At 73.6% G+C, this 10,911-nt stretch carries 12 protein-coding genes; 8 read left to right on the plus strand and 4 right to left on the minus strand.

Annotated features, from left to right (window positions below; all coding sequences use genetic code 11):
• The 5 genes from RWM17_RS08315 to RWM17_RS08335 all read left to right on the plus strand — a co-directional run.
• On the plus strand, positions 1–1,017 hold a 1,017-nt coding region (locus tag RWM17_RS08315), incomplete at its 5' end, for a transketolase-like TK C-terminal-containing protein (RefSeq protein ID WP_314102630.1).
• A 549-nt stretch (positions 1,018–1,566) separates the two neighbouring features.
• On the plus strand, positions 1,567–2,598 hold the full coding sequence (locus RWM17_RS08320; protein ID WP_314102632.1) for an iron-siderophore ABC transporter substrate-binding protein: 1,032 nt from the start codon (positions 1,567–1,569) through the stop codon (positions 2,596–2,598).
• A 36-nt stretch (positions 2,599–2,634) separates the two neighbouring features.
• A complete protein-coding gene (locus RWM17_RS08325) occupies positions 2,635–3,681 on the plus strand; it encodes an iron ABC transporter permease (RefSeq protein ID WP_314102634.1) in 1,047 nt (348 codons plus the stop codon).
• A 95-nt stretch (positions 3,682–3,776) separates the two neighbouring features.
• A complete protein-coding gene (locus RWM17_RS08330; protein ID WP_314102652.1) occupies positions 3,777–4,808 on the plus strand; it encodes an iron ABC transporter permease in 1,032 nt (343 codons plus the stop codon).
• Positions 4,805–5,650: an ABC transporter ATP-binding protein gene (locus RWM17_RS08335; protein ID WP_314102636.1), complete on the plus strand. Its 846-nt coding sequence runs from the start codon at positions 4,805–4,807 to the stop codon at positions 5,648–5,650. Before RWM17_RS08330 ends, RWM17_RS08335 begins: the two co-directional genes overlap by 4 nt.
• Positions 5,651–6,054: 404 nt before the next feature.
• Here the strand turns inward: RWM17_RS08335 and RWM17_RS08340 are convergent, their stop codons facing one another.
• The 4 genes from RWM17_RS08340 to RWM17_RS08355 form a co-directional block, all read right to left on the minus strand.
• A complete protein-coding gene (locus tag RWM17_RS08340) occupies positions 6,055–7,086 on the minus strand; it encodes a hypothetical protein (RefSeq protein WP_314102638.1) in 1,032 nt (343 codons plus the stop codon).
• Between the two features lie 183 nt (positions 7,087–7,269).
• Positions 7,270–7,683: a hypothetical protein gene (locus RWM17_RS08345; protein WP_314102640.1), complete on the minus strand. Its 414-nt coding sequence runs from the start codon at positions 7,681–7,683 to the stop codon at positions 7,270–7,272.
• A gap of 110 nt (positions 7,684–7,793) precedes the next feature.
• Entirely contained in the window at positions 7,794–8,585 is a 792-nt protein-coding gene (gene aqpZ / locus RWM17_RS08350) for an aquaporin Z (RefSeq protein ID WP_314102642.1), read from the minus strand.
• A gap of 136 nt (positions 8,586–8,721) precedes the next feature.
• Complete coding sequence (locus RWM17_RS08355) at positions 8,722–9,192, minus strand: phage holin family protein (RefSeq protein WP_314102644.1); 471 nt, start codon at positions 9,190–9,192, stop codon at positions 8,722–8,724.
• A 301-nt stretch (positions 9,193–9,493) separates the two neighbouring features.
• On the opposite strand from RWM17_RS08355, the gene RWM17_RS08360 reads away from it, so the two are divergent.
• The 3 genes from RWM17_RS08360 to RWM17_RS08370 all read left to right on the plus strand — a co-directional run bounded on the left by RWM17_RS08360 (position 9,494) and on the right by RWM17_RS08370 (position 10,835).
• Positions 9,494–9,799 (plus strand): Dabb family protein, encoded by a 306-nt coding sequence (locus RWM17_RS08360; protein ID WP_314102646.1) that lies wholly within the window; start codon positions 9,494–9,496, stop codon positions 9,797–9,799.
• Positions 9,800–9,805: 6 nt separating this feature from the next.
• The gene (locus tag RWM17_RS08365) at positions 9,806–10,261 is read left to right on the plus strand and encodes a hypothetical protein (protein WP_314102648.1); all 456 of its coding nucleotides are present in this window, start codon (positions 9,806–9,808) and stop codon (positions 10,259–10,261) included.
• Between the two features lie 67 nt (positions 10,262–10,328).
• Positions 10,329–10,835: a hypothetical protein gene (locus RWM17_RS08370; RefSeq protein WP_314102650.1), complete on the plus strand. Its 507-nt coding sequence runs from the start codon at positions 10,329–10,331 to the stop codon at positions 10,833–10,835.
• The last annotated feature ends 76 nt before the right edge of the window (positions 10,836–10,911 follow it).

Raw genomic sequence — 10,911 nt, forward strand, 5'->3', positions numbered from 1 at the left:
GGCGTGGACGAGGAGGCGGTGGCCGCGGCCCTGGCGAACGTCGCGGTCGACGACGGCGCCGCCACGCGCACCACCTCAGGCGCCGTGCTCAGCGCGGTGCACGGCGCCGCCCGGCTCTGGGGCGGCTCGGCCGACCTCTCGTCGTCGACGAACGTCGGGATCCCGGGCGAGGCCGTCAGCGCCGCCCTGCCCGGCGGGGACTTCGTGCACTTCGGGATCCGCGAGCACGCGATGACGGCGATCATGTCGGGCGTCGCGCTGCACGGGCTGTGGCGTCCCTACGGCTCGACCTACCTCGCCTTCAGCGACTACGCGCGGCCGAGCATCCGCCTCGCGGCGCTGATGCAGCTGCCCGCGCTGTACGTGTACACGCACGACTCCGTCGCCGTCGGCGAGGACGGGCCGACGCACCAGCCGGTCGAGCAGGTCGCGTCGCTGCGGACCGTGCCGGGTCTCGACGTCGTGCGTCCCGGCGACGCGCGCGAGGTCGTCGCGGCGTGGCGGCGCCTCCTCGGCTCTGGGGATCGGCCCGCGGGCTCGGACCGGACGGTCGCGCCGACCGCGCTCGTCCTGTCGCGTCAGGCCCTGCCCGACCTCGAGGGAGGCGACGCCACGGAGCAGGGAACGCCCCGAGGCGGTTACGTTCTCTGGCAGCAGGGAGGCGGTGGCGACCTGGCTCTGATCGCGACGGGCAGCGAGGTGCAGGTCGCGCTCCGCACCGCGCGGCTTCTCGCCGACGAGGGCGTCGACGTGCGCGTCGTGTCGCTGCCGTGCCTCGAGTGGTTCGAGCAGGAGCCCCGGGCCTACCGGGACGAGGTGCTGCCCCCGTCGCTGCGGGCCCGGGTCACGGTGGAGGCCGGCTCGCGGCAGCCGTGGGGCCGCTACGCGGGGCTCGACGGGATCAGCGTCGGCATCGACGAGTTCGGCGAGTCGGGCTCGGGCCCGGAGCTGCTGCGCCTGCGCGGCGTCGACGACGCCGCGGTGCTCGCCGCCGCCCGCGAGCTCGTCGCCCGCTAGCCCCGCCTCCTCGCCCCCGCCTCCTCGCCTCTCGCCCCTGCCCCTGCCCCTGGTCGTGCCCCTGGTCGTGCCCGTAATTTGAGAGTGATCGGCACCGTGCGCACCCGAATTGCCCGGCCCAGCCGCCGCGCGGAGCAAGATCACTCTCCGTGTGAGTTCGCCGGCGTCCCCACCTCCGCAAATGCCGACTGACACGCCCGGGATGCACATTCCTCCGCGGCATGTCGCGCGACATGGGAGCCCCCCGGTCGGCATCTGCGGAAAGACGGGTTGCCGACATCCGTCGTCCCAGGTAAGGTAAGGCACACCTAACACGGCGATCACCCGTGAGGGCCCCCGAGCCGGACAGCACCGGCGAGAGGGGCTGTCCGTCGACGCGGCACGCACCCGGCGTGCCCTCCCGACACCGGGCGATCCGTCGTGCCCGCGGCACGTCCTCCACGCCTCCCGCAGTCGTGGCCCGCGCCGCGGCAGGCTCGCGACACCGAGTCGCCTGCACCTCCCTCGCACCGCACATCACCGCCCTCGCCCCACCTCCGGAAGGCCCCCATGTCCCGCACCTCGCGCCTCCTCGCCCTGAGCGCCGCCTCCGTCCTGGCCCTCGGCCTGACCGCCTGCTCGACCGACGCCGGGTCCGCCGGCACCGACGCGGCCGGCACCGGCTCTGGCGACTTCACCCCCGTCACCATCGAGCACGCGCTCGGCACGACGACGATCGACGAGAAGCCCGAGCGGATCGCCACGGTGAACTGGGCCAACCAGGAGGTGCCCCTCGCGCTGGGCGTCGTCCCGGTCGGCATGGCGCGTGCGGACTTCGGCGACGACGACGGGGACGGCGTCCTGCCGTGGGTCAGCGAGAAGCTCGAGGAGCTCGGCGGCGAGGCCCCCGTGCTGTTCGACGAGACCGACGGCGTCGACTTCGAGGCCGTGGCCGACACCGAGCCCGACGTGATCCTGGCCGCGTACTCCGGCCTGACGCAGGAGGACTACGACACGCTCAGCGAGATCGCTCCGGTGGTCGCCTACCCCGAGACCGCGTGGGGCACCTCCTGGCGCGACATGATCGCCTTCAACAGCCAGGGCATGGGCATGGCCGCCGAGGGCGAGCAGCTCGTGGCCGAGCTCGAGGGCGAGATCGCCGAGGTCGCCGACGCGCACCCCGAGCTGACCGACTCCACCGCGATGTTCCTCACGCACGTCGACACGACCGACCTCAGCGAGGTCAGCTTCTACACGACGCACGACACCCGCGTGCAGTTCTTCGACGACCTCGGGCTGGAGCAGCCCGCGAGCATCCAGGAGGCGTCCGACTCGACCGACCTGTTCTCGCTCACGCAGAGCGCCGAGACGGCCGACACGTTCGACGACGTCGACGTGATCGTCACGTACGGCGACGACGAGCTCGTCCAGGCCCTCGAGGGCGACCCCGTCCTGTCGCAGATGCCGGCCGTCGCGAACAAGGCGATCGTCGCGCTGCCGAGCACCGGCCCGCTGGGCACGGCCGCGAACCCGACTCCCCTGTCGATCTCGTGGATCCTCGCCGAGTACGCCGACCTCCTCGCCGAGGCGTCGCAGAAGTAGCCCCCAGCCGAGCCGCCGAGAGCAGCCAGCACCAGCGTGACCGTCACCACCACCTCCGGGGCAGCCTCGGACGTCGCCGCCGTGCGCCGTCCGAGGCGTCTCCGTGCCGCCTGGCTGCTCGCGCTGCTGGGCGTGCTCGTCGTCGTCATGGTCCTGTCGCTGACGATCGGCTCGCGGTCGGTGTCGGTCGACGACGTCCTCGCCGCGCTGGGAGGCGCGACCGACGGCTTCGACCGCGCCTCCGTCGCGAAGCGGATCCCCCGCACCCTGCTCGCCGTCGTGGCGGGGGCGGCCCTCGCCGTCGCCGGGGCCGTGATGCAGGGGGTGACGCGCAACCCGCTGGCCGACCCGGGGATCCTCGGGGTCACGACGGGCGCCTCCCTCGCGGTCGTCACCGGTCTCGCGTTCTTCGGCCTGAGCGCCGCGACCAGCATCGTCTGGGTCGCGATCGTCGGCGCCGCCGCCACGGCCCTGTTCGTCTACACGGTGGGATCCCTGGGACGAGGAGGCGCCACCCCCCTCAAGCTGGCCCTGGCCGGGGCCGCGACCTCGGCCGCGCTCGCCTCGTTCATCACCGCCGTCGCGCTGCCCCGCGGCGACATCTCGGCGAGCATCCGCTCGTGGCAGATCGGCGGCGTGGGCGGCGGCACGTTCTCGAGCCTCGGCCAGGTGCTGACGTTCCTCGCCGTCGGGCTCGTCGTCTGCCTGCTCTCGGCCAAGGCGCTGAACTCGCTGGCACTCGGCGACGAGCTCGCGGCCGGCCTCGGCGAGCGCGTCGCGGTCGTCCGCGGGCTGTCGGCCCTCGGCGCCGTCGTGCTCTGCGGGGCGGCGACCGCCGTCACGGGCCCGATCGGCTTCGTCGGCCTCGTCGTGCCGCACGCCTGCCGCCTGCTGACCGGCGTCGACCACCGCTGGCTGCTGCCGTTCTCGGCCGTCGGGGGCGCCGTGCTCCTCACCGCCGCCGACGTGGTGGGGCGGGTCGTCGCCCGGCCCGCCGAGATCGACGTGGGGATCGTCACGGCGCTGATCGGCGCCCCCTTCTTCATCTGGATCGTCCGCCGCGCGAAGCTGAGGGCGCTGTGAGCGGCGCCGACCTGCGCTCCGCGAGGGGCGCCTCCTCGACAGCTGCCGGTGCCGCCCTCGACGCGGGCGACACCCGCGACGACCGTGCCGCCCGCATCGCGAGCGTCGCCTCCGACGTCGCCCGCGGCCGTGCCCGACGCGGCCGCCGTCGCCGCGTGGTGATCGGCCTGCTGGCCGCCGCCGTGCTGGCCGTCTTCGTGCTCACCCTCATGGTCGGGCGCACCTTCTACGGGCCCGGCGACGTGCTCGGCGTCGTCCTCGGGCAGGACGTGCCGGGCGCCTCCTTCACCGTCGGTCGCCTGCGGCTGCCGCGGGCCGTGCTCGCGATCGCCGCCGGCCTCTGCTTCGGCCTGGGCGGCGTGACGTTCCAGACGATGCTGCGCAACCCGCTCGCGAGCCCCGACATCATCGGCATCAGCTCGGGCGCCAGCGCCGCCGCCGCGTTCGCCATCGTGACCCTGTCGCTCGACGACGCGCAGGTCTCGGCCTTCGCCATCGCCGCGGGGCTCGCCGTCGCCGTGCTCGTGTACCTCCTGTCGAAGAAAGGCGGCGTCGCGGGGACGCGCCTCGTGCTCGTCGGGATCGGCGTCGCGGCGATGCTCGACAGCCTGACGGCGTACGTGCTGTCGGGCGCGGCGCAGTGGGACCTGCAGGAGGCGCTGCGCTGGTTGACGGGGAGCCTCAACGGCACGAGCTGGCCGCAGGTCGTCCCGGTGCTGGTCGCGCTCGTCGTGCTGACGCCCGTGCTGCTCTCGCGGTCGCGCGACCTCTCGGTCACGCAGCTCGGCGACGACACCGCCTCGGCCCTCGGGGTGCGGGTCGACCGCACGCGGCTGGTGGTCATCCTCGCGGCCGTGGGCCTCATCTCGTTCGCGACCGCGGCCTGCGGGCCGATCGCGTTCGTGGCCTTCCTGTCCGGCCCGATCGCGGCGCGCATCGTCGGTCCGCACGGCTCGCTGCTCGTGCCGTCGGCGCTCGTCGGGGCGCTGCTCGTGCTCGTCGCCGACGTCGTGGGGCAGTTCGCGCTCGGCACGAGGTTCCCCGTCGGGGTCGTCACCGGTGTGCTCGGTGCCCCTTACCTGATCTGGCTCATCGTCCGCACCAACCGTGCCGGAGGCTCGTTGTGACCACCGACCACTCGCTCGTCGCCCGACGACTCACCCTCGGCTACGGCGACCGCGTCGTCGTCGACGACCTCGACCTCGTGGTGCCGCCGGGCCGCATCACCGCGATCGTCGGCGCGAACGCCTGCGGCAAGTCGACGCTGCTGCGCTCGATGTCGCGCCTGCTCAAGCCGCGTGCCGGGCAGGTCGTGCTCGACGGTGCCGAGGTGCACCGGACGCCCGCGCGCCAGCTCGCCCGGACGCTCGGCCTGCTCCCCCAGTCGCCCGTCGCGCCCGAGGGCATCACGGTCGCCGACCTGGTCGGCCGGGGGCGGCACCCGCACCAGGGCCTGCTCTCGCGCTGGAGCTCCGCCGACGACCTCGCCGTCGCGGAGGCGCTCGAGGCGACCGAGACCACCGGCCTCGCCGACCGCTCGGTCGACGAGCTGTCGGGCGGGCAGCGCCAGCGCGTCTGGATCGCGATGGCGCTGGCGCAGCAGACCGACGTGCTGCTGCTCGACGAGCCGACGACCTTCCTCGACGTGAGCCACCAGGTCGAGGTGCTCGACCTGCTCACCGACCTCAACCGCAGCCGCGGCACCACGGTGGTGATGGTGCTGCACGACCTCAACCTGGCCGCGCGCTACGCCGACCACCTCGTCGCCCTGGCCGACGGGCGGGTGCACGCCGCGGGCACGCCGCACGAGGTACTGACGGAGGACTGCGTCCGGGCCGTCTTCGGCCTCGACAGCCGGGTGGTCGACGACCCTACGACGGGCGCGCCGATGATGCTGCCGCTCGGACGGCACCACGTCGTGGGCGAGGGGCCCGTGCGCCGCGAGTCCCCGTCCGAGGCGACTCCGTAGGAGGCGCGGGTCCGTCCCGCTCGGAGCTCGCGCACCTCCTGCGGTCGCCACTGCGCACCCTCGCATCTCCGCAAATGCCGACCTTCAGGCCCCCTCGCAGCCCGCACCACTTCAATATCCCGTCATTGCAGGCGCTCAGGTCGGCTTTTGCGGGCTCAGATCCGGCGGCGGGAATTCCGACCGCAGGAGGCGCGGGCGCGTCCCGCAGATGCCGACGGTCGGGCGAGAACGTGGGCTGCAACACCGGGAAATCCAGTTCTCGCGAACGGCGTTGTCGGCATATGCGGACCACACCGTGTTGCATCGACGCGTTTCGCCTGCTGGCGGTGGCGCGAACGACGGAGGGCCGCCCGACGATCTCTCGTCGGACGGCCCTCCGGGTGGTGCAGGTGCTGCGGTGCTGACTAGCCGGTGAACGCGGCGTTCGCGCGCACGGGCACGGCGACCGGGGCGACCGGGCCGGCGGGCACGGGTGCCACCGCGGCGTCGGCGGTCACCGTGACGACGCCCTCGAGCGCGATGCCCGAGTCGTCGCCGATCAGGTTGATGATGTACGTGCCGGGGCCCTGGAGCTGGTCGGCGGGGATGACGATGTTCGCCGCGATGCGACCCTGGGCGTCGGCGGTCAGGACGATGTCCTGGTCACCCGAGCTCTGGGCGTTCTCGTTCGAGAACAGCACGGACAGGGTCTCGCCCGGGAAGAAGCCGGCGCCCTCGACCGCGATGCCGGTCGTGCTGACCTGCGAGACGGTGAGCGTGGCGGGCACGTAGGTGCCGGAGGGCGCGGGGATGAACCACGTGCTCTCGTCACCGAACGCGACGGCCTGGACCGACGAGGTCAGGGGGTCGGGCGTGATGAAGCCGTAGGCGAGGATGGTCGCCGCGGCGGCCTGGTCGCCGCCCGCGTCGATCTGGGCGATCTGGGCCTGGAACTCGGCGAGCGTCGCGACGGCGCCGGCGGCGTAGGTGCCGAGGGCCTGCGAGGTGACCCACTGGCTCGTGGCGGTGAAGCCGGCGTCGCCGGTCGCGACCGGACGCAGCGTCGTGAACTGGGTGCCGGTGCCCGTGGCGTTGGCGAAGATCGGGACCTGGAAGGTCGCGTCCCCGAGCGACGCGAAGTCGGCGTCGAGCACGAGGTCGGTCAGGGTGCTGGCCGGCGCGTCGTAGGCGTTGAGCAGCTGGACGTTGCCGCCGGCCGAGTTGAGGCCGGCGCCGTCGAAGGTGACCGTGCCGGCGGGGGCCGTGACGGCGCCCTGGAACCAGCCGGTGGCGGGGTAGGGCGTGCCGGGCACTTCCTGGCCGAGCTGCGCGTTGGTGGTGACGCGGTCAGCCGTGTCGGGGTCGAATGCGGCGTTCGCCGTGCCGGAGACGGCGACGACGGAACCGAGGACCGCGGCGGACGCCACGGCCACGGAGAAGATGCGGGACTGCTTCACTGGTGATCCTTTTTCTCAGAGTGAGCCGCGCCGGGTGAGGGGCGGCAGAACGGTGATCCCCCCATCACGGCGTCTGCGCAGGGGTGCGCCGTCGCATCGAGAAAGGTTCTGAGTAAGTGTCACTGATTTGCGGCCGCTTGGGAAGTCCTGTGACGAACCAGTGCGCATCCGCGGGGTGCCCGGCTACCTGCTGATGGTCTTGCCGACGGCGACCCCGACGAGCACGGCCGCCACGACCGTGACGACGGGTCGACGCCGTGCGTTCCGACGCACGAACGCCGCGACCCCCGTGCCCTCGTCGTCCGTGTCGAGCGATCCGACGGTGCGGTCGACGACGTCCGAGGTCGCCCGGCCGGCCTTGTCCGCGAACCGCTCGCCTCGGTCCTGGGTGCGGTCCAGCACCTCGGAGGCCGCCTCCTTCGCCTTCTGCAGCAGCCGGTCGGTGCTGCTCAGCCCACCGGTTCCGCCGCGGCCGTCGCTGTCGCGTCCCGCAGAGGTGCTGCCGTCCCGGTCGCCGGGGGCCGCGTACCGGCGCTCGGCCTCGTCGAGGGCGCGGCTGGCGGCGCGCTTGGCCTTGTCGCTGAAGGACTCGCTCATGGGGTGTCTTCTCCTCTGCCCGCTCGGTGCGGGCGTCGTGTCGTGGGGTTCGTGGTGCGTGTCGTCGGGATCGTAGGCGCGTGTCGACCGTGCGGATCGGCCCCCGCGGATCAGCCCTTGCGGGCTGGCCGGCGAAGGAGGCGGTGGGCCACACCCGCGACGACCGCACCGACCAGGGGCGCCGCGATGAACGCCCACACCTGGCCGAGCGCGTCGGGCCCGGCGACGACGGCCGCGGCGATCGAGCGGGCGGGGTTCACCGAGGTGTTGCTCACGGGGATGCTGACGAGGTGGATCAGGGTCAGCGTGAGGCCGATCGCCACGGGCGCCAGGGCGGCGTACTCCTTCTTCGCGGTCACGGAGAGGATGACGCCGACGAAGACCGCGGTGAGCACGACCTCGATCAGCAGCACGGCGCCGAGGCCGTAGCCGCCGGGCGAGAGCGCGCCGAACCCGTTGGAGGCGAAGCCCGACTCGCGAGCGGCCGCGAAGGCACCCGAGGGGCCGTCGGCGACGACCGCAGCGACCACGCCCGCTCCGGCCAGGCCGCCGACGACCTGGGCGACGACGTAGCCGGGCACGTGGCGCCACTCGGTGCGTCCGGCGATCGCGAAGCCGACCGTGACGGCGGGGTTGAAGTGGCCGCCCGAGATGTGGCCGACGGCGTAGATGCCGCCCATCACGCTCAGGCCGAAGGCGAGGGCGACGCCGAGGAACCCGACCCCGACGGCGTTGCCGTCGTCGGGGAACGACGAGGCGAGCACGGCGGTGCCGACGCCGCCGAGCACGAGGAGGAACGCGCCGAGCGCCTCGGAGGCGTAGCGGGCGCCGCTCGACCAGGTCTCGGCGTGCTGGGTGCGCTGCTCGGAGGTCGAGCGGCTGACGGGGGTCTGACGTGCCATGGGTGCGGGTCTCTCGGGTACGTGGTGCTGTCGGGTGGTGGTGCTGTCGGGTGCTGGTGCTGTCTGGTGCTGGTGCTGGTGCTGTCTGGTGCTGGTGCTGGTGCTGGTGCTGGTGCTGGTGCTGGTGCTGACGAGGTCAGTCGCGGTCGCGCGCCTGCTCAGCCTCGCCGCGCCGCGACCCGAGCCCGGCGATCGTGTCCCTCGGGACGGGCGGGACGCCGCGTCCCAGCGCCGAGACGCCGACCTTGACGACGACCGCCGCGGCGATCGCGAACACGGCGAAGGCGATGAGGGTCGCGGCCCAGAGCGGCAGCGCCACGGCGAGGGCCGCGACGACGACGGCCGCGAGCAGCCCGACGGTGACGACGGCCAGCACGGCGCCGACCCCCACGAGGACGAGTCCGGTGCGCGCACTTCGGGCACGGTCGGCGACCTCGGCCTTCGCCTTGCCGATCTCGCCGCGCACGGCCTTGACGATCGGCTCGATCGCGCGGCTGCTCAGCTGGTCGGCCCGGCTGCTCAGCTGGTCGCGCAGGCGCGCTCCGGTGCGGCCGTCGTCGGTGCGCGTCTCGGCTGCGGCGGTGTCGGTGGTGTCCTTCTCGGCCACGGGGCTCCTCCTGGTCTCGGCCCTGCTCGCCCGCATCTCCCCGGGGGAGGTGCGGTGCAGGACTCCCCATCAAGTCGTGTGCCGCTCCCCTCCCGTCACGCACCTCCGGCTGGCTCCCAGCTTCGCGCGGCCCGGGACTCGCCCCCCGGCCAGCCGCGTCCGACCATGATGCGTCGCTCCTCTCTCTGTGCGCCCGGGCACTCTGCCTGCCCGGGCCGTCGGCGCCCCCGGCGCTGCGCCTCCTCGGGGTCCAGGCTGGGACGAGCGACCGGGAGCCGGTCGGCGACGAGAGGAACGCGACATGGCCGAGACGACAGAGGTGCTGCACGTGGTGCTGGCGGAGTGGAACGACGGGGTCGACGCGACGGCGAGGGCGACGGAGCTGTCGGACGAGCACCTGACCACCATCGACGGCGTGCTGTCCGTGTCGAGCGGCCCCACCGTCAGCGGCGAGGGCCTCGAGGGAGGCTTCGACTGGATGCTCGTGGTCCGCTTCCGCGACCGGGCCGCCCTCGACGCGTACCTCCCGCACCCCGAGCACCTGCCGGTCGCGGGCTTCCTGCGCGACTCGGCCGCCCGGGTCGTCGTCTTCGACATCGCGGCGTAGGGCGCGGTGTTCGAGCGCAGGCGACAGGCGCGTGCCGAGGCCGACGCCGCGGCCGCGGCAGCCCTCGAGGCGACCCTCGACGCGGTCGCTCCGTGGTCGGGAGCGGGGCTGACGGCCGAGGCGGCCACCCTTCGCGAGGGCCCCCGACAGCAACGAGCCCTGCCGGCGGTCGCCCTCTCCGACGGGGTCGCCCGTGTGCTCGTGAGGCACGACGAGCTCACGGACCTCGTGGCGGACCGGCAGGGCATCGTCGAGTCGGTCGGCGCCGAGTGGCCCGTCTACCTCGCGTGGCCCCGGGCGGCCGCGCGGTCGTCGGTCGTGGGCGACGTCACCGCCCACCTCCCCGACCGCTCGCTCGCCTTCGTGGTGAGCCCCGTCGAGGCCGCGCCCCAGGCCGTGCTCGCGGGCGACGACCTCGACTCGTTCACCACATGGGTGGAGTCGTTCCCGCTCCCTCGGTGACGACTCGACCGTGACGAGTCCGCGGCCGTGCGGTCTGTGGCCGCGCAGCCGTCCCTAGAATCGGCGCATGCCCTACGACGAGTGGTACGACGACGACACCCGCGAGGCGGCGACCGCGCGGGTCCTCGAGCGCAGGGCCACGAAGCCGGGCGACCGCAACGTGCTCACGGTGGTCGCCGACGAGTTCGGCATCCCGCAGCAGACGCTGCGCGCCTGGGTCGAGGAGGCGGCACCCGAGCCCGAGAAGCCGGCCCGGAAGCCCCGTCCCAAGTTCTCGCAGGTCGTGACGACGCGGATCGAGCCTGCGCCGGTGCCGGTGCCCGAGGTCATGCCGGACGCGGACGTCGAGCCTGACGAAGAACACCAGTCGGAGGCGGAGGCGGAGGCGGAGGCGGACCGCGAAGCCGGACCGGACGTCGAGACCCAGCCCGCACCTCCTGCCCCGACCCCCGTCGCTGCCCGCGCTCCGGTGCCGCACACTGACGAGATCGCGGCCCTCGAGGCGGAGGTCGTCGCGCTCCGTGCCGGCAACCGCGTGCTCACGGAGGCCATGCGAGTCCTGCTCGACCCCTGATCGGAGCCGACGGACTGCTGAGGTAACGGTCAGGTAACGCACCAATCTCATCCAGCGAGGGTGGCGAACCCCTGTC

Origin of the sequence: uncultured Frigoribacterium sp. (assembly GCF_963515265.1) — a bacterium.
In the GTDB taxonomy this organism is placed as follows: Bacteria; Actinomycetota; Actinomycetes; order Actinomycetales; family Microbacteriaceae; genus Frigoribacterium.

What these genes read in the sequence shown, in the direction of transcription:
- RWM17_RS08320 (WP_314102632.1), top strand. Translation starts at nt 1,567, where the DNA reads ATGTCCCGCACCTCGCGCCTCCTCGCCCTGAGCGCCGCCTCCGTCCTG.
- RWM17_RS08345 (WP_314102640.1), bottom strand. Translation starts at nt 7,683, where the DNA reads ATGAGCGAGTCCTTCAGCGACAAGGCCAAGCGCGCCGCCAGCCGCGCC.
- aqpZ (WP_314102642.1), bottom strand. Translation starts at nt 8,585, where the DNA reads ATGGCACGTCAGACCCCCGTCAGCCGCTCGACCTCCGAGCAGCGCACC.
- RWM17_RS08360 (WP_314102646.1), top strand. Translation starts at nt 9,494, where the DNA reads ATGGCCGAGACGACAGAGGTGCTGCACGTGGTGCTGGCGGAGTGGAAC.
- RWM17_RS08370 (WP_314102650.1), top strand. Translation starts at nt 10,329, where the DNA reads ATGCCCTACGACGAGTGGTACGACGACGACACCCGCGAGGCGGCGACC.